This window comes from Streptomyces sp. NPDC054842 (genome assembly GCF_053611025.1).
On sequence record NZ_JBSGZN010000009.1, the window covers coordinates 46474 to 64619 of the forward strand.

The 18146-nt window shown below is 74.3% G+C and carries 14 protein-coding genes; 7 read left to right on the top strand and 7 right to left on the bottom strand.

Annotated elements, in window-relative coordinates; all coding sequences use genetic code 11:
* The first annotated feature begins 205 nt into the window (after positions 1 to 205).
* A complete protein-coding gene (gene era, locus ACWGIS_RS09465) occupies positions 206 to 1165 on the top strand; it encodes a GTPase Era (protein ID WP_356168756.1) in 960 nt (319 codons plus the stop codon).
* Between the two features lie 42 nt (positions 1166 to 1207).
* Here the strand turns inward: era and ACWGIS_RS09470 are convergent, their stop codons facing one another.
* The 4 genes from ACWGIS_RS09470 to ACWGIS_RS09485 form a co-directional block, all read right to left on the bottom strand.
* Positions 1208 to 2014, bottom strand: coding sequence for a GNAT family N-acetyltransferase (locus ACWGIS_RS09470; RefSeq protein ID WP_453361802.1), 807 nt, complete (start codon positions 2012 to 2014; stop codon positions 1208 to 1210).
* 28 nt (positions 2015 to 2042) lie between these two features.
* Positions 2043 to 3431, bottom strand: coding sequence for a GH1 family beta-glucosidase (locus tag ACWGIS_RS09475; protein ID WP_453361803.1), 1389 nt, complete (start codon positions 3429 to 3431; stop codon positions 2043 to 2045).
* 95 nt (positions 3432 to 3526) lie between these two features.
* On the bottom strand, positions 3527 to 3793 hold the full coding sequence (locus ACWGIS_RS09480; RefSeq protein ID WP_453361804.1) for a protealysin inhibitor emfourin: 267 nt from the start codon (positions 3791 to 3793) through the stop codon (positions 3527 to 3529).
* A 39-nt stretch (positions 3794 to 3832) separates the two neighbouring features.
* A complete protein-coding gene (locus tag ACWGIS_RS09485; protein ID WP_453361805.1) occupies positions 3833 to 4906 on the bottom strand; it encodes a M4 family metallopeptidase in 1074 nt (357 codons plus the stop codon).
* 321 nt (positions 4907 to 5227) lie between these two features.
* Here ACWGIS_RS09485 and leuA point away from each other — a divergent pair, with 321 nt between their 5' ends.
* The 6 genes from leuA to ACWGIS_RS09515 all read left to right on the top strand — a co-directional run bounded on the left by leuA (position 5228) and on the right by ACWGIS_RS09515 (position 13954).
* On the top strand, positions 5228 to 6958 hold the full coding sequence (gene leuA, locus ACWGIS_RS09490; RefSeq protein ID WP_453361806.1) for a 2-isopropylmalate synthase: 1731 nt from the start codon (positions 5228 to 5230) through the stop codon (positions 6956 to 6958).
* 175 nt (positions 6959 to 7133) lie between these two features.
* Positions 7134 to 7838, top strand: a complete 705-nt coding sequence (locus tag ACWGIS_RS09495; RefSeq protein ID WP_453361807.1) for a TerB family tellurite resistance protein — start codon at positions 7134 to 7136, stop codon at positions 7836 to 7838.
* A gap of 168 nt (positions 7839 to 8006) precedes the next feature.
* Entirely contained in the window at positions 8007 to 10097 is a 2091-nt protein-coding gene (locus ACWGIS_RS09500; RefSeq protein ID WP_453361808.1) for an MMPL family transporter, read from the top strand.
* A gap of 466 nt (positions 10098 to 10563) precedes the next feature.
* Entirely contained in the window at positions 10564 to 11952 is a 1389-nt protein-coding gene (locus ACWGIS_RS09505; protein WP_453361912.1) for a sensor histidine kinase, read from the top strand.
* On the top strand, positions 11949 to 12614 hold the full coding sequence (locus tag ACWGIS_RS09510; protein ID WP_453361809.1) for a response regulator: 666 nt from the start codon (positions 11949 to 11951) through the stop codon (positions 12612 to 12614). Before ACWGIS_RS09505 ends, ACWGIS_RS09510 begins: the two co-directional genes overlap by 4 nt.
* Before the next feature lie 119 nt (positions 12615 to 12733).
* Positions 12734 to 13954 (top strand): sialidase family protein, encoded by a 1221-nt coding sequence (locus ACWGIS_RS09515; RefSeq protein WP_453361810.1) that lies wholly within the window; start codon positions 12734 to 12736, stop codon positions 13952 to 13954.
* Positions 13955 to 14023: 69 nt separating this feature from the next.
* Here the strand turns inward: ACWGIS_RS09515 and ACWGIS_RS09520 are convergent, their stop codons facing one another.
* The 3 genes from ACWGIS_RS09520 to ACWGIS_RS09530 all read right to left on the bottom strand — a co-directional run bounded on the left by ACWGIS_RS09520 (position 14024) and on the right by ACWGIS_RS09530 (position 18109).
* Positions 14024 to 14959 carry a dihydrodipicolinate synthase family protein gene (locus ACWGIS_RS09520; protein WP_453361811.1) on the bottom strand — a complete coding sequence of 312 codons (936 nt, stop codon included), beginning with the start codon at positions 14957 to 14959 and terminating at the stop codon, positions 14024 to 14026.
* Positions 14960 to 14967: 8 nt separating this feature from the next.
* Complete coding sequence (locus ACWGIS_RS09525) at positions 14968 to 16053, bottom strand: oligopeptide/dipeptide ABC transporter ATP-binding protein (protein ID WP_453361812.1); 1086 nt, start codon at positions 16051 to 16053, stop codon at positions 14968 to 14970.
* 67 nt (positions 16054 to 16120) lie between these two features.
* On the bottom strand, positions 16121 to 18109 hold the full coding sequence (locus ACWGIS_RS09530) for a dipeptide/oligopeptide/nickel ABC transporter permease/ATP-binding protein (RefSeq protein ID WP_453361813.1): 1989 nt from the start codon (positions 18107 to 18109) through the stop codon (positions 16121 to 16123).
* Between the last annotated feature and the right edge of the window lie 37 nt (positions 18110 to 18146).

Genomic DNA, 18146 nt, shown 5'->3' on the forward strand with positions numbered 1-18146 from the left:
GTGCGGGGCGGCGTCCGGCGGGCGGGGCGTCGTCCGAGGGTCACCGGCCCGCGTTTCGTGTTGTGCACACGCGCGTTTCCGGCGTGTTTCGTGTTGCGCGGGCGTTTCCGGGACCTCACGGAGCGGACCCCGGGCCGGGCCCCGGGATTACGGCGGGGCGGGCGGGCGCGACCTTGGTACGGCGGGCGCCCGACGATCAGGGACAATGGGCGCCATGAGCGTTCGTACCGAGTCATCCGAGCCGTCCGAGGCCACACACCGCGCCGGCTTCGCCTGCTTCGTGGGCCGCCCCAACGCGGGCAAGTCCACCCTCACGAATGCTCTGGTCGGCCAGAAGGTGGCGATCACGGCCAACCAGCCGCAGACGACGCGGCACACGGTGCGCGGCATCGTGCACCGGCCGGACGCCCAGCTGATCCTGGTGGACACCCCGGGCCTGCACAAGCCGCGCACGCTGCTCGGCCAGCGGCTCAACGACGTCGTCCGCACCACCTGGGCCGAGGTCGACGTGATCGGCTTCTGCCTGCCGGCGAACGAGAAGCTGGGCCCCGGCGACCGCTTCATCGCCAAGGAGCTGGCGTCGATCAAGAAGACGCCGAAGATCGCGATCGTCACGAAGACCGACCTCGTGGACAGCAAGACCCTCGCCGAGCAGCTCATCGCGATCGACCAGCTCGGCAAGGAGCTCGGGTTCGAGTGGGCGGAGATCGTGCCGGTGTCCGCCGTCGCCGACCAGCAGGTCGACCTGCTGGCCGACCTGCTCATCCCGCTGCTCCCCGAAGGCCCCGCGCTCTACCCCGAGGGCGACCTCACGGACGAGCCCGAGCAGGTCATGGTGGCCGAGCTGATCCGCGAGGCCGCGCTGGAGGGCGTCCGCGACGAGCTGCCGCACTCCATCGCCGTCGTGGTGGAGGAGATGCTGCCGCGCGAGGACCGGCCCGCCGACAAGCCCCTCCTGGACATCCACGCCTTCGTCTACATCGAGCGCCCCAGCCAGAAGGGCATCATCATCGGCCCGAAGGGCAAGCGCCTGAAGGAGGTCGGCATCAAGTCCCGCAAGCAGATCGAGGCGCTGCTGGGCACGCCGGTCTTCCTCGACCTGCACGTCAAGGTCGCCAAGGACTGGCAGCGGGACCCCCGCCAGCTCCGCAAGCTCGGCTTCTGAGCCCCGGGCGGCGGGCCGTCGCCCGCCGCCGGGACGCCGGAGCTACTCGGCCGGTTCCGCGATGAGTGCCGTGGCGACCCTGCGGAAGCCCAGCCGGCCGTACATGCGGGCCACGTCCTCGTCGCCCGCCGACAGGAACACCGTGTCGGCACCGCGCGCCTCGGCGTCCGCCACGAGGGCGGCGGTCACGGCGAGCCCCAGGCCCCGCCGCCGCGCGGACGGCAGGGTGCCGACGCCCGCCACCTCGGTCACCGGGCCGACCGGCAGATGCATCCCGGAGCACAGGGCGACGCCGTTCTCGACCGCGGCGGCCAGCACCGTGCGGCCCGCCCTGATCCGGTCCGCGGCGGCGGGCACGTCGCCGGCGCGCGCCGTGGTCTCGGTGGCCAGTTCGGCGGGGCCGGCCGTACCGACGCCGGTGCCGGGCGCCGCGAACGCCACGTGGGGCAGCGCCAGGGCACTGGCCAGGAACGGGTCCTCGGGCCCGAGGACGCGGACCAGGGGGTGCGGGTCGGGCAGCGCCACGTCCCGGTCCCTGACCATCAGCGGATGCTCGTGCACCCGCAGCCCCGACGCCTCGACGGCCCGCCGCAGCCCCGGCGTCACCTCCGCCACCCACTCGAACGCCTCCGGTACGCCCAGCTCGCGCTGCCGGGCCCTGACCCGGTCGACGTCCGCGGCGCCGGTCGCGTCCGCGCGGCCGAGCGCGGGCCGCGCGTAGTAGGGCCAGCCCGGGCCCTCCCGGACGAACAGGGTGAGCGGTCCGAAGTCCTCGGCGCGGGCCGCGGCGCGCGGCACCGAGTCGTAGTAGTGCTCCAGGCGGTCGAGGGTCTGCTGAGGGGTGGTCATACGGTTCATCCAAGACGACGGGGTCCGGTCACGGCATCCGATATTCGGGCCCGGCGGCCCGTCCGTCCTCCGCATCCCGTCCCACCCCGCCCGGGGGCCGCCAGTCCCGCGCCCGCAGGGCGTCCCGCAGCCAGCGGTACGACGCCTTCGGGGTGCGCTCCAGCGTGTCGAAGTCGACGTGGACGAGGCCGAAGCGGCGCGCGTATCCCTCCGCCCACTCGAAGTTGTCGAGCAGCGACCACACGAAGTAGCCCCGGACGTCGACGCCCGCCTCGCAGGCGCGGTGCAGTGCGCGGACGTGGCCGTCCAGGAAGGCGATCCGCTCCTGGTCGTCGAGACCCTCGTAGGAGCAGCCGTTCTCCGTGATGACGACCGGAGGGAGCCGGTCGCCGTAGCGCTCGGCGAAGCCGGTGAGCAGTTCGGTCAGCGCCTCCGGGACCACCGGCCAGCCGAAGTCCGTCACCGGGTATCCCTCCAGTTCCCTTACGGAGAAGGGGAGTTCGGCGGGCAGGGTGAGTCCGCCGAACTCGATCTCCGCGCCCTCGGGGGCACCCACCCGGGTCGGCTGGTAGTAGTTGACGCCGTACCAGTCCAGCGGCTCGGCGATCACCTCCAGGTCCGCGGCGACGTCCCCGGGGAGCAGGTCGGCGATGCCCTCGGGGTAGCGGCCGAGCAGCAGGGGGTCGGCGAACAGGCGGTTGAGGAGCACGTCGTAGAAGTCGGCGGCCGCCACGTCCTCGGGGCTCTCCGAGGCCGCCCAGGTCGGGCCGTGGGAGTTGGCGATCCCGATGTCGCCGGCGCCGGCCGCGCGCAGCGCCCGTACCGCGAGGCCGTGCGCGAGCAGTTGGTGGTGGGCGACCGGCAGCGCGTCGAACAGGAGCCGCCTGCCGGGGGCGTGGGCGCCGAGCGCGTGGCCCAGCAGGGTGTGCTCGGCCGGTTCGTTCAGGGTGATCCACTTGTCCACGCGGTCGCCGAGCCGGGCGACGACCCGTGCCGCGTACTCGGCGAACCGGGAGGCGGTGTCGCGGTCCAGCCAGTCCAGCTCCAGTGGCAGGTCCCAGTGGAAGAGGGTGGGCACGGGGCGTACGCCGGCCGCGCGGAGCTCGTCGACCAGCCGGTCGTAGAAGTCGAGGCCGCCCGGCGCGTCCGCCCGCGGCCAGGAGACCGAGAAGCGGTACGCGTCCACGCCCAGCTCCGCGAGGAGCGCCACGTCCTCCCGGTAGCGGTGGACGTGGTCGCAGGCCACCTCCGCCGTCGAGCCGTCCTTCACCCGCCCCGGCTCGGCCGTGAACGCGTCCCACACGGAGGGGCCGCGCCCGGCGACCGCCCCCTCGATCTGGTGGGCCGAGGTGGACACGCCCCAGAGGAAGCCGGGCGGGAACTGCGGGAGGGGGTTCGTCGCCATGCGCGCGATCATCCGCACCCACGCCGACGGACGTCAACGGTGCCGACGCGGAAGGGAGTCGGGTGGGGCCGGTACCTCGGCCCGCCACCTCGGCCCGCCCCTTCTGACTACGCCCCCTCCTTCAGCACGCGCGTGATCAGCTCCCGCTGCTCCTCCGTCAGCCGGGGATCCGCCGCGTACACCGTCCTGCCGTCCACCGTGATCTCGTAGCCGAAGCCGTCCGGGACCCCCGCGGGCGGCGTTCCCCGGCCGGCGGCGACCGCACGCTCGGCCAGGGTCCGCCAGTCGAGGGCGTCGGGGAGCCCCGAGGTGTCCACCTCGGCGCACCGCTCGATGCCCGCGAACCCGCCCGTGCGCCGCACCTGAATACGCATGGGTCCCTGTCTAGTACGAAAGCGCCCGGCGGGCCACGGTCACAGGGTCCTGACCCCGACCTGCTCCCACGCCTTGAGCACGGCCTGAAGCTCCTCGCCGTCCCCGAACCGGGCGCGCGCGGCGGCGACGGTGAGGGTCGCGAAGTCGGCGAACAGGGCGTCCTGCCGGAGCTCCCCGCCGGTCAGGACGTCGTACCAGATCTGTCCCGCGCGCTCCCACGCGTGCCCGCCGAGGGCGGTCGCCGCGAGACAGAACGCGTGATTGGGGATGCCCGAATTGATGTGCACGCCGCCGTTGTCGCGGCCGGTGCGGACGAAGCCGTCCATCGTCGCGGGCTGCGGGTCCTTGCCGAGCACGTCGTCGTCGTACGCCGTGCCGGGCGCCTTCATGGAGCGCAGCGCCCGGCCGGTGACGCGGGGCGCGAGCAGGCCCGCGCCGATCAGCCAGTCGGCCTCGGCGGCCGTCTGCCCGAGCGTGTACTGCTTGATGAGCGAGCCGAAGACGTCCGACATCGACTCGTTGAGGGCGCCGGGCTGGCCGAAGTACGTGAGGTTCGCCGTGTACTGGGTGACGCCGTGGGTCAGCTCGTGGCCGATGACGTCGACCGGGATGGTGAAGTCGAGGAAGATCTCGCCGTCACCGTCGCCGAACACCATCCGCTCGCCGTTCCAGAAGGCGTTGTTGTAGTCGCGGTCGAAGTGCACCGTGGCGTCCAGGGGCAGGCCCTCGCCGTTGATCGAGTCGCGGGCGTACGCCTGGAGGTAGAGGTCGAAGGTGGCGCCGAGGCCCGCGTACGCGCGGTTGACCGTGGCGTCCCTGCCGGGCTTGTCGCCCTCGCCGCGCACCTTCCTGCCGGGCAGCTCCTGGTGGTGCCGGGCGTCGTGGACGGTCCGGTGCGGCGTGCCGCCCTCCGCCTTGCCGGGCGCGGCCACCGCGGGGGCGCCGATGACCGTGGTCAGTCGGCGGCGGGTGCGCTCCAGGGCGTCCCGCTCCAGGGTGCGGCGCGCGGGTCCGGCGAGCGCGGGGTCCTCGTGCCGGGCGAGGGTGTCGAGGACGTGGGGCGGCACGATGGTGCAGAAGACAGGCTCGAAGCCTGCTGGAGTGGCGGTCATGCCGGCACCCTTGCACTGCGTCACCGTACTGTCACCCCCCGCAACCATGATTGGTGAAAATGGGGCGATAAGGAACCTCGGCGTCCACTCCGACGTGGTATGGCGCACTGTTTGTCCTGTATGACCGGCCGGTCCCGCATACTGATACACGTCCCCGTACGAAGCGGGGCTCGGCTAGGCTGCGGAGCATCATGCGTTTCGAGCTGCTTCTCCTTAGCTGCCGCGGCGAGGGCCTGTAAGTCGAGGCCGACCCCCTCCCCGCGGAGTCTGGCGTTGCGCCGTCGGCCGTCCTTCCGGACACCTTCGAGGAGCCCTCGCATCATGCCGAACCGCCAGCAGCCCACCTCCATGCCGGTCCACAAGTACCGCCCGTACGAGCAGGTCGACATCCCCGACCGCACGTGGCCGGACAACCGGATCACCGTCGCCCCCCGCTGGCTCTCCACCGACCTGCGTGACGGCAACCAGGCGCTGATCGACCCCATGTCGCCCGCCCGCAAGCGTGAGATGTTCGACCTGCTGGTCAAGATGGGCTACAAGGAGATCGAGGTCGGTTTCCCCGCCTCCGGTCAGACGGACTTCGAATTCGTCCGCTCGATCATCGAGGACGAGACCGCGATCCCCGACGACGTGACCATCTCGGTACTGACCCAGGCCCGCGAGGACCTGATCGAGCGGACCGTGGAGTCCCTGGTCGGCGCCAAGCGGGCGACGGTCCACCTGTACAACGCGACGGCGCCCGTCTTCCGCCGGGTCGTCTTCCGCGGCTCCCGGGACGACATCAAGCAGATCGCCGTCGACGGCACCCGGCTGGTCGTCGAGTACGCCGAGAAGCTGCTGGACGAGCGCACGACGTTCGGCTACCAGTACAGCCCCGAGATCTTCACCGACACCGAGCTGGACTTCGCCCTGGAGGTCTGCGAGGCCGTCATGGACGTCTGGCAGCCCGGCCCGGACCGCGAGATCATCCTCAACCTGCCCGCCACCGTGGAGCGTTCGACGCCCTCCACGCACGCGGACCGCTTCGAGTGGATGAGCCGCAACCTGTCCCGCCGCGAGTACGTCTGCCTGTCGGTCCACCCGCACAACGACCGCGGTACGGCGGTCGCGGCGGCCGAGCTGGCGCTGATGGCCGGCGCCGACCGCATCGAGGGCTGCCTGTTCGGCCAGGGCGAGCGCACCGGCAACGTCGACCTGGTCACCCTCGGCATGAACCTGTTCTCGCAGGGCGTCGACCCGCAGATCGACTTCTCGCAGATCGACGAGATCCGCCGCACCGCCGAGTACTGCAACCAGATGGAGGTGCACGCCCGCCACCCGTACGTCGGCGACCTCGTCTACACCTCCTTCTCCGGCTCCCACCAGGACGCCATCAAGAAGGGCTTCGACGCCATGGAGGCCGAGGCGGCCGCGCAGGGCGTCACGGTCGACGACATCGAGTGGGCGGTCCCGTACCTGCCGATCGACCCGAAGGACGTCGGCCGCTCCTACGAGGCCGTCATCCGGGTCAACTCGCAGTCCGGCAAGGGCGGCATCGCGTACGTCCTGAAGAACGACCACAAGCTGGACCTGCCGCGCCGGATGCAGATCGAGTTCTCGAAGATCATCCAGGCCAAGACGGACGCCGAGGGCGGCGAGGTCACCCCGAAGGACATCTGGGCGATCTTCCAGGACGAGTACCTGCCCAACCCCGGGAACCCCTGGGGCCGCATCCAGGTCAAGACCGGCCAGACCACCACGGACAAGGACGGCGTGGACACCCTCACCGTCGAGGCCTCGGTGGACGGCGTCGACACCGTCCTGACCGGCACCGGCAACGGCCCCATCTCCGCCTTCTTCGACGCCCTGCAGTCCATCGGCATCGACGTGCGCCTGCTGGACTACACCGAGCACACGATGAGCGAGGGCGCCTCCGCGCAGGCCGCCTCGTACATCGAGTGCGCGATCGACGGCAAGGTCATGTGGGGAATCGGCATCGACGCGAATACGACACGCGCCTCGCTGAAGGCCGTGGTCTCCGCCGTCAACCGGACGGCCCGCCGATCCGCCTGACCGGCACTTTCCGGAGCCCCTTCCGTCCGTCAGGGCGGCGGGGGCCCCGTCGTTTACCGGCCATTCCGGGTCCGGGTCGCGCAGAGGCCCCGCCCGGGGTACTGACTCCGCAGTCACAATGTGGCTAACATCACGCCAACGCGGCGATGTTGCCGCGCGGTTACGGAGGTGCGACGTGCTGCCAGGATGGGGACGAGACGACCGTTCTGTCCGCGTAGGTCGTGTGTCCCGCGTTCTCGGCATCCGCACCGCGTGGACCGCCGTCGGCGACGGCGAGTTCTTCTGCCCCGGCTGCGGGGGCGACCGCAACTACCAGCGGCTGGCCGGACGCCGCCGCTTCACCGTCCTCGGCGTCCCGCTCCTCGCCCGCGGCGAGACCGGCCCCGTCGTCGAATGCGCCGCCTGCGGCGGCCACTTCGGCGCCGACGTCCTCGACCACCCCACCACGACCCGCTTCTCGGCGATGCTCCGCGACGCCGTCCACACCGTCGCGCTCGCCGTCCTCGCCGCCGGCGGCACCTGCTCCCGCGCCGCCCTGGAGACCGCCGCCGCCGCGGTCCGCGCCGCCGGCTTCGACGACTGCACCGAGGAGCAGCTGAACGCCCTCGTGGAGGCCCTCGCCGCCGACACCGGCCGCCTCTTCGGAGAACCGTGCGGGGCCGGCCTGGCCATAGAGCTGCACGAGGCGCTGGACCCGCTGGCACCGCACCTGGCCGCCGTCGGCAGGGAGGCCGTCCTGTTCCAGGGCGCCCGCATCGCCCTGGCCGACGGGCCCTACACCCCGGCCGAACGCGACGTCCTCGCGACCGTCGGCGCGGCGCTCACGATCTGCTCGGACGACGTGACCCGGCTGCTGGCCGCGGCGCGCACACCCTCGTAGGCCACGCCGCGGACGTGCTCCGCCGCGGTACTCCCCCGGGAGTAGTCCGGCCCCGCCGTCACCCGGCGCAGTAGGGACGAACTCGCCCTCCGGCGCGACGCGCGCGACCTCGCGCGACGGGAGTCTGGTGCGTGTCCAGACATCCGTCCAGGAGGGGAGGACCCCGACATGGGGCCCGGAAAGACAACCACGCGTACGCGTCGCAGGGCCGTGCCCTGGGCGCTGCTCGGGCTCTGGGTGGCCGTACTGGCCGCCGTCGCGCCGTTCGCGGCGAAGCTGGCGGACGTGCAGCACGACCGGATCGTGGACTACCTGCCGGCGAGCGCCGACTCCACCCAGGTCGCGAGGATCCAGGACCGGATGCCGGGCGGCGAGGCGACCGAGCTGGTGCTGGTGTACCACCGCGACGGCGGGCTGACCGCCGCCGACCGGGCGACCGCGGACCGGCAGGTCGCCGAGGTCGCCGCACGCCACGAGCTGACCGGCGACCCGGCGGCGGTCCCCTCGAAGGACGGCACGACCCTCATGTACCCGGTCTCCTCCACCGAGCCCGGCCAGGACGAGGAGCTGCGGGACGTCCTGGTCGACGACGTGCGCCGGATCACGCACGGAGAGAACGGCCTCGGCGTCGAGGTGGGCGGCCCCGGCGCGCTGAACACGGACGCGGCCCAGGTGTACGACTCCCTCGGCGGCCCGCTGCTCTACACCACCGTCGGCGTCGTCGCCGTCCTGCTGATCCTCATCTACCGCAGCCCGTTCCTGTGGCTCGTCCCGCTGGTCGTCGCGGGCGTCGCGGACTACCTGTCGATGGCCGTCGCCTACGGGCTCCACGAGACCTTCGGGACCACCGTCTCCGGGCAGAGCTCGGGCGTGATGACCATCCTCGTCTTCGGCGCCGGCACCGACTACGCCCTGCTGATCGTCGCCCGCTACCGCGAGGAACTACGGCGCTTCGAGCGGCCGTACGACGCCATGCGGGCCGCGCTGCGCGGCTGCGGCCCCGCCGTCCTCGCCTCCTCGGGGACCGTGGCCGCCGGACTGCTGTGCCTGCTCGCCGCCGATCTGAACAGCAGCCGGGGCATGGGCCCCCTGGGCACCGTCGGCGTGCTCTGCGCCCTGGTCGCCATGCTGACGCTGCTGCCCGCCGTCCTCGTCCTGCTCGGCCGCCGGGTGTTCTGGCCGCTCGTCCCGGCGTACGGGAGCGAGCCGGCGCGGCGGCGCGGCCTCTTCACGGCGATGGGGACGTCGGCCGGGCGGCGGCCCCTCGTCGTCCTCGCGGGCGGTGCCGTGCTGCTCGGCGCGCTGGCCCTCGGCGCGCTGAACCTGCCCGGCCCGCTCAAGCAGCAGGACGCCTTCGTCGACAAACCCGAGTCGGTGGCCGCGATGGAGACCCTCGCCGCGGCCTACCCCGAGCGGGGCACCCAGCCCCTCGTCGTGATCACCCCGGCGGGGGAGGCGGACGCCACCCTGAGCGCCGCGCGGGCCCAGCCGGGCGTCGCCGGTGCCGAGCGGGGCCGCACGGCGGACGGCTGGACGGAGATCACGGTGACCGCGCGGGACGCCCCGCAGTCCCCGGGCGAGACGCGGACCGTCGAGGCGCTGCGCACGGCACTCGACGGCTCGTACGTCGGCGGGCCCAGCGCCCAGCAGATCGACCTGGAGGACACCAACTCCCGCGACCGGCTCGTCGTCGTCCCGATCGTCCTGCTCTCCGTGCTGCTCGTCCTCGTCGTCCTGCTGCGCAGTCTGGTGGCCCCGCTGCTACTGGTCGCCGCGGTGGTCGCGGTGTGGGGCGCGGCGCTCGGCATCGGGGGACTGGTGTTCGGGCCGCTGCTCGGCTTCGAGGGGACCGACCCGGGCCTCGGACTGCTCTCGTTCGTGTTCCTGGTCGCCCTCGGCGTCGACTACGGCATCTTCCTGATGCACCGGATGCGGGAGGAGTCGCTCGCGGGCGCCGAACCGACCGCCGCCGCGCTGACCGCGCTGCGGACGACCGGCGGGGTCATCGCCTCCGCCGGTCTCGTCCTCGCCGCGACCTTCGCGGTGCTCACGAACATGGGCCTGGTGCAGCTCGTCGAGCTGGGCTTCGTGATCTCGGTCGGGGTGCTGCTCGACACCTTCCTGGTACGGACGTACCTGGTCACCAGCGCGAGTGTCGCGCTGCGGCGCCGGATGTGGTGGCCGGGGCGCCTGGCCCGCCGACCGGAACCGCCGACCCCACCGGAGCGCCAGGAAAACACCCCGGCAGCCGTCGGCTGACCGCCCCCGGCCCGCCCGACCCGCCCCGGCCCTCCGGGGCGGGCTTCGGCCCTTCCCGGCCGGGGCGGGCCCCTCCCGGTGGGGGACTGGCCCCTCCCCGGTCGGACCCGGGCCCTTCCCGGCGGAGGACTGGCACTCCCCGGTCGGACCCGGGCCCTTCCCGGCGGCTTCCGGGCAGGGACTCGGCCCTTCCGGGCCGGGCCTCGTCCCTTACGGCCGAGGACCGGCCCCCCATGGCCGGGGCCCGGGCCCTTCCGGCCGGGGACCGGCCCCGTCCCCGCCGTCCCGTTTCGGGCGCCCCCCTCCCGCGGGGGGCGCCCCCTACCGGAGGATGAACCCCGTGCAGGCAACCGGCGCGGCCACCGATGACACCGCGGACACAGCCGTGGGCGGACGTCCGCCCACGGCGTCGGGCGGCCACGTGTGGACGCGGTGCGCCGCGCTCGTGCGGACCGGCATCGGCCGCATGGCCGGCGGCACCCCGCCCCGGTCGCCGCGCGCCGACGCGTGGGGTGCCGCCGCCCTCGCCGTCCTGTCGGTGGTGATCGGCTCGGTCGTGCACGACGGACGCCATCCCGACGCCCTCGGCTGGTCCCTGCTGCTCTGCGGCCACGTGCCGCTGGCCTGGCGCCGCCGCCGGCCGCTGCGCGCCCTGCTCGGTGTGGTCGTCCTCCTCGTCCCCTACCACGCCCTCGACTTCCACCACACGGCCGCCACCGGCCCGATCATGGTGGCGCTCTACACCACCGCGACACTGAGCACGCCGCGCCGGACCCTGCACATCGGGAGCGGTCTCATCGCCCTGGTGCTCGGCGTGAACGCCGCGGTGCCCCCGCACCAGGTCCTGGAGGTGCTGCGGATCACCGGCTGGGTCGTCGCCGTCCTGCTGCTCGGCGGATACGTCCGCGTGCACCGCCAGTACGTCGCCTCGGTCGTGGAGCGCGCCGAACGGGCCGAGCGCACCCGGGAGGAGGAGGCCCGCCGCCGGGTCGCCGAGGAGCGGCTGCGCGTCGCCCGGGACCTGCACGACCTGCTCGCGCACAGCATCACGCTGATCGGCGTGCAGACGTCCGTCGCCGCACACGTGCTGGCCGCCGACCCCCAACGGCTGGACCGGGCGGCGGTCGCCCGAGCCCTGGACGACATCGCCGAGACCTGCCGCGCCGCCCGCGGTGAGCTGCGCGGCACGCTGGAGGTGCTGCGCGAGACCGGCCACCCGCCGGACGAGGCCGAGGGACGCGGGCCGCTGCCCGGCCTGGACGGGCTGGCGGACCTGGTGTCGACGGCCAGGACCGCCGGCGCGGCCGTCCGGGCCGAGATCGGCGTGCGGTCCGAGGACGTGCCGTCCGCCGTCGGTGCCGCCGCCTACCGGATCGTCCAGGAGGCGCTGACCAACGCGGTACGGCACGCGGGACCCGGGGTGGCCGTCCGGGTGGCCCTGAGCGCGCGGGCGGGGGCGCTGCGGGTGACGGTCACGGACGACGGCGGCACGGCGGACGACGGCGGCACGGCGGACGAGGGGAGGCGGACCGGCGCGGACGGCGACGGCACCCGTGCCGTCCCCGGGTTCGGGCTGGTGGGCATGCGGGAGCGGGCCCGGAGCGTGGGCGGCACGGTGGAGGCGGGGGCGCGGGCGGCCGGCGGGTTCGAGGTCGCGGCCGTACTGCCGCTGACCGGCGGGGGACCGGCGCCCGGACCGGCGCTGGACGCCGGGGGACCGGCTCCCCAATCGGCGCTGGACGCCGGGGAAGCGGTGCCGGAACCGGCGCTGGACGGCGGGGGAGTCGTGCCCGGGCCGCCGGGGTCGGCGGGGTCCGTGGTGCCCCGGCAGTCGCGGGACGGGTGGCCCCGATGACCATCCGGGTGCTCCTCGCCGACGACCAGACCCTCGTACGGGCCGCGTTCGCCATGCTCGTCGAGTCCGCGCCGGACATGGAGGTCGTGGCACAGGCGGGCACGGGCCGGGAGGCGCTGGAGCTGGCCCGCCGCGCCCGCGCCGACGTGGTCGTCATGGACGTCCGCATGCCCGACCTCGACGGCATCGAGGCGACCCGGCTGATCGCCGCCGACGAGGACCTGGCCGGGGTCCGGGTGCTGGTCCTCACCACCTACGACACCGACGAGCACATCGTGGCGGCCCTGCGCGCGGGCGCCTCCGGCTTCCTGGTGAAGGACACCAGGCCGGCCGACCTCCTCGACGCCGTCCGCACCGTGGCCGCCGGTGACGCCCTGCTCTCGCCCGGCCCGACCGCCCGGCTGATCGCGCGGTTCCTGCGCAGCCCGTCGGCGCCGGTGACGCACGGCGGGCCGGAGTGCCTGTCGGAGCGCGAGCGCGGGGTCCTCGCCCTGGTGGCGCGCGGGCTGAACAACACCGAGATCGCCGAGTCCCTCGGCCTGAGCCCGCTCACCGCGAAGACCCACGTCAGCCGCATCATGGGCAAGCTCGGCGCGCGCGACCGGGCCCAGCTGGTGATCGTGGCGTACGAGTCGGGGCTGGTCACCCCCGGCGCCCCGTGAGCCGACGCACCGTCACCACGCCGTAGGGGCGCGGGTGTTGCCGCACCTCCCGTGGCGCAGTAGTTTCACCCGGGTCAGGACATCCCACGTCCTACCTCCGCCGCAGCCCCGGGAGCGTCATGAGCCGCACGAGCCGTACGACCGTCCCGGCCGCGGCCGCCGGGCTCCTCACCGCCCTCGCGGTCGCCTGCGTCGGCGCCGGGTCCGCCTCCGCCGCCCCGGCGGGGCAACGGGGCTGCGTCTCGTCCGTGCCGTACACCGCGGGCCGGGACGGCTACGACACCTACCGCATCCCGGCGGCCCTCAGGACCCGGGCGGGCACGGTGCTGGCCTTCGCCGAGGGCCGGCGCGACGGCGCGGGCGACACCGGCAGCATCGACGTCGTCCTCAGACGCTCCTTCGACGGCGGCTGCACGTGGGGGCCGCTGCGTGTGGTCGCGGCCGGTGACGGCGACACCCGCGGCAATCCGGCGCCGGTCACCGACCCGCGGACGGGCCGGATCGTGCTCGTCACCTCGTACAACGGCGGCGCGGTGACCGAGGCGCAGATCATGCGCGGCGAGGTGGCGCCCGAGGACGGCCGCCGGATCTTCGTGCAGTCGAGCCGGGACGACGGGCGGCACTTCACGCCCCCGCGGGACATCACGGCGCAGGTGAAGCGGCCGGGCTGGCGGTGGTACGCGACGGGCCCGGGGCACGCCGTGGCCCTGACCCGCGGGCCGCACGCCGGGCGCCTGGTCGTCCCCTCCAACCACTCCGCCGCGCCGCCCGAGGGCTCCGGCGACACCGGCCAGGAGGCCCGGTACTACGGGGCCCACGCGATCTACAGCGACGACGGCGGGCTCAGCTGGCGGCTCGGCTTCGTCGACGACTCCTACGACGGCCGGGACAACGCCAACGAGAGCAGCGCCGCCGAACTGGACGACGGGCGGCTCTACTTCAGTGCACGGGACCAGAACGGCACCAGCGCCGGCAACCGGCTGGACACCTACTCCGGTGACGGCGCCCTGACCCTGGACCGGCCGTACGCCGTGCAGCCCACGCTGAACGACGTGCCGGTCGTGCAGGGCAGCGTGCTCCAGCCGCGCGGGACGCGGGCACCGCTCCTCTTCTCCGGCCCCTCCGTCCCCGGCTCCCGGCAGGCGATGGCGCTCTGGCGCAGCACCGACGCCGGAGCCACCTTCGTCCGGGCGGCGACGCTCTCGCAGCGCCGGGCCGCGTACTCCGACCTCGTGCAGCTCGGCGCCGAGCGGATCGGCGTCCTGTACGAGACCGGGACGGCGGGACCGTACGAGACGATCGAGTTCCGCCGGGTGCGGCTGGCGGAGCTGGGCGGTTAGCGGCCCCGGCGCGGTACGGCCGGGGGCGCGGAGCGAACAGCCGGAGGGCGGGGCGGACGGCCGGGAGCCCTACAACAGCCCCGCCGCCGCGAGGTACTTGCCCACCCGCTCCACCTCGCCCTGCGACAACGGCACCTGGGGCTCCGCCGTGAGCGGGCACGCGATGACACCCCGCAGGTACAGCGCGGCCTTGAAGGCGCCGAGCGCGGACGAGCCGGCGCCCATCCGCGCGGGGTCGCCCACGTCCACCATCCCGAACAGCGCGCAGAGCCGCTCCTGTTCGGCCCGGGCGCCCGCCCAGTCCCCCTCCCGGCAGAGCCGGTACAGCCGCACGTATCCGGCCGGGTCCACGTTCCCGAGGCCCGGCACCACCCCGTCGGCCCCCAGCGCCAGCGCGGAGTCGGCGATCAGCTCGGAGCCGGTCAGCACGCTGAACTGGGCGAGGTCGGGGCGGGCGCGGGCGCCCAGGACGACCGAGCGGAAGCCGCCGAGGTCGCCGCTGGAGTCCTTCAGCCCGGACAGCGTGCCGTCCGCCGCGAGTTCCAGGACCAGTTCGGCGGACAGCTTGCTGTGGACGCCGGAGGGAAGGTCGTAGGCGAGGACGGGGACCGGCGAGCGCGCCGCGACGAGCCGGTAGTGGCGGGCGATCTCCGCGGGATGGGTACGGGCGTAGAAGGGCGCGGTGGCGACGACCGCGTCCGCGCCGGCGGCGGTGACGGCGGCGACGTGGTCCAGGACGCGCGGGGTCGTCATGTCGATGGCCCCGGCGAGCACCGGGAGCCGGCCCGCGACGTGCCCGGCCACGGTCTCCACCACCAGCCGGCGCCGGGCGTCCGTCAGGTAGGCCGCCTCCGAGGTCGAGCCGAGGACGAACAGCGCGTGCACCCCCGCCGTCACCAGATGGTCCACCAGCGCGACGAGCGAGGGGACGTCCACCTCGCCCTCCGGAGTCAGGGGGGTGCAGACGGGCGGTACGACACCGGTCAGCGGCGCGGGGACGGACATCGGTGCTCCTAGGGCTGGTGCTGGGCCGGGACGACCCCGGCCGGGGCGGTCGCCGAGGCCGCCGCGGCCTGCGCCACCAGGTCCCGCGTCGTCTGGCTCTCCTCCACAGGATGGTGGCAGCGGAAGCGGTGCCGGGGCGAGGACGCCTCCGCGAAGTCCGGCAGCAGCGCCGCGCAGACGTCGTCGGCCTTCCAGCAGCGGGTGCGGAACGGGCAGCCGCTGGGCGGACGGGTCGCCGAGGGGACGGGACCGGCCAGCGGGATCGGGTCGACGGGGTCCAGCAGGCCGGGCGTCGCGGAGAAGAGGGCGCGGGTGTACGGGTGCCTGGCGCCGGCGGTGACCTCGGTGGCCGGGGACTCCTCGACGATCCGGCCCAGGTACATGGTGACGACCCGGTCGCTCATCCTGCGCACCGTCTGGATGTCGTGCGAGACGAAGACCAGCGCCAGACCGAGCCGCTCCTTCAGGTCCAGCAGGAGGTTGAGGATCTGGGCGCGTACGGAGACGTCCAGCGCGCTGGTCGGCTCGTCGGCGACCACCAGCTCGGGATCGAGCGCCAGGGCCCGCGCGATCGCCACGCGCTGGCGTTGGCCGCCGGACAGCTGCCCCGGCAGACCGTCGGCCAGCGCGCCCGGCAGGCCGACCAGCGCCATCAGCTCCCGCACCCGCGCCTCCCGTTGCGCCGGCGTGCCGCGCCGGTGCACGTCCAGCGGGTCGCGCAGGATCCGCCGGACCGTCAGCCTGCGGTTCAGGGCGGTCGACGGGTCCTGGAAGATCATCCCGGTGGTGCTGCCGACGGCCAGGCGCCGTTCGGCCGGTCTCATGGACCACAGGTCGCGGTCCCGGAAGGACACCGTGCCGGAGGTCGGCCTGTCCACGCCCACCAGCACCTTGGCGAGCGTCGACTTGCCGCAGCCGGACTCGCCGACCACGCCGACCGTCTCGCCGGGGGCGACGGTGAGGTCGGCGCCGGTCAGCGCGTACACCCGGTCGCGGGTGAACAGGCCGCCGCTGCGCGCCCGGTGGACGACATGGGCGTCGGACAGGGTGACCAGCGGAGCCGTGTCCGCGGTCGCGGGGGCGGGGATCCTCACGGTCCGGCCTCGCTTCCGCGGCTGTCCTCGTGTCCGGCGGCGGTACCGCCGGTCCCGGTCGGGGCGCTCATGTGACGGCCTCGCTTCCCGTGCTCGCGGCGGTTCCCGGGGCCAGGTCGACCGCGGGATGGTGGCAGGCCGCCGTGTGGGCGGGCCCGCCGCGCGGCGCCGGCACCGTGGTGCGGCAGGTGCCGGTCGCCAGGGGGCAGCGGTCGGCGAACCGGCAGCCGGCCGGGAAGTCGGCCGGGGCGGGGACCACGCCCTTGATCTGCGTCATCCGCACCGCCGCCGACTCCAGCGACAGCACGCTGCCGAGCAGGCCCCGCGTGTAGTGGTGGGCGGGCGCCTCCACCAGGTCGGCGGTCACGCCCGTCTCCACGATCCGGCCGCCGTACATGACCACCACCCGGTCGGTGACGTCCGCGACGAGCGCGAGGTCGTGCGAGACGAGGATCAGGGCGAAGCCGAGTTCCGCGCGCAGGCGCAGCAGCAGTTCGATGATCTGCGCCTGGACCGTCACGTCCAGCGCGGTGGTCGGCTCGTCGGCGACGATCAGCCGGGGGCCGCGCGAGAGGGCCATGGCGATCAGCACCCGCTGGCGCTGGCCCCCCGACAGCTCGTGCGGGTAACTGGTCAGCGTACGGCCGGGATCGAGGCCGACCAGCGCCAGCAGCTCGGCGGGGGACCGGTCGCCGCCCCTGCGGACGACCTGCCGGAGCTGGCCGCGGATCGTCATCGCCGGGTTCAGCGAGGACAGCGCGTCCTGGTAGACCATCGCCATCCCGTGGCCGAGCAGCCGGCGCCGTACGCGCATCGGCTCGCCCACGAGCTGCCGCCCGTCGAAGACCACCCGGCCGCGGACGCGCGCGCCCTTCGGTTGCAGGCCCATCACCGCCAGCGCCGTCAGCGACTTGCCGCAGCCCGACTCGCCGACCAGGCCCAGCACTTCCCCGCTGCGGACGTCGAAGCTGACGCCGTCGACGATGTCCACCCCGCCGTGCCGGCCGTCGAAGCCGACGGTGAGGTCCCGCACGGACAGGACGGGCGGGCCGGCGGGCAGCGGACGGGCGCGGGAGCGAAGGCGCCGTGCGGCCTCCGTGAGCCCCGGCAGCGCGACGACCTCGCCACTGCCCGGCCGTGGGGCCTGGAGGGGGTCCGCGTCCCCGCGTGCCGCCACCTCGCGGGCGGCCGGCGCGGCCCAGGCGTCGGAGACGCCCTCGGACAGGATGTTCAGCGACAGCACGGTGGCCAGCATCAGCAGCCCGGGGAAGACGGTCGCCCACCAGCCGCCGGTCAGCACCATGTTCTTGCCGTCCGCGATGACGCTGCCCCAGGACGGGTCCGGCGGCCGTACGCCCGCGCCGATGAACGACAGCGACGCCTCGAAGACGACCGCCTCGGCGACCTGCACGGTGCAGAACACCAGCACGGGGGCTGCGCAGTTGACGGCCACGTGCCGCAGCACGATGTGCGGTGTGCGGGCGCCGATGACCCGTTCCGCGGTGACGTAGTCCTCGCCGTACTGGTCGAGGACGTTCGCCCGGACCACGCGGGCCACCGGCGGGGTGAACAGGAAGGCGATCGCACAGATCAGGACGGTGATGCCGCCGCCGAACACGGCGACCAGGACCGCGGCGAGCGCGATGCCGGGGAAGGCCATCACCACGTCCAGGCAGCGCATCAGCGTCTCGTCCACGGCCTTGCGGGAGGTCGCCGCGACCGCGCCGAGGAGCGCCCCCGCGACCAGGGCGAGCACGGTGGCGCCCAGGCCGATGGCGAGGGACCAGCGGGCGCCGTACATCAGGCGGCTGAGGATGTCCCGGCCGAGGCTGTCCTGGCCCATCCAGTGCGCGCCGGACGGGTGGCCGGTGCCGTCCACCGGGGTCTGCTGGTCCAGCGGGTCGTGCGGGGCGATCAGCGGGGCGAGGACCGCGACCAGCACGACCACGGAGAGGAAGAACACCGCGGCCCTCGACAGCGCCGGCAGCCGGCGCGGGCCGCGCAGCCGGACGCCGGGACGGGAGAGCGCCTCTGTCAGGCGCGCGCGCGTGGTCACCGCACCGCCTGCCCGGTCGCCGCGCCGGATGCCGCGG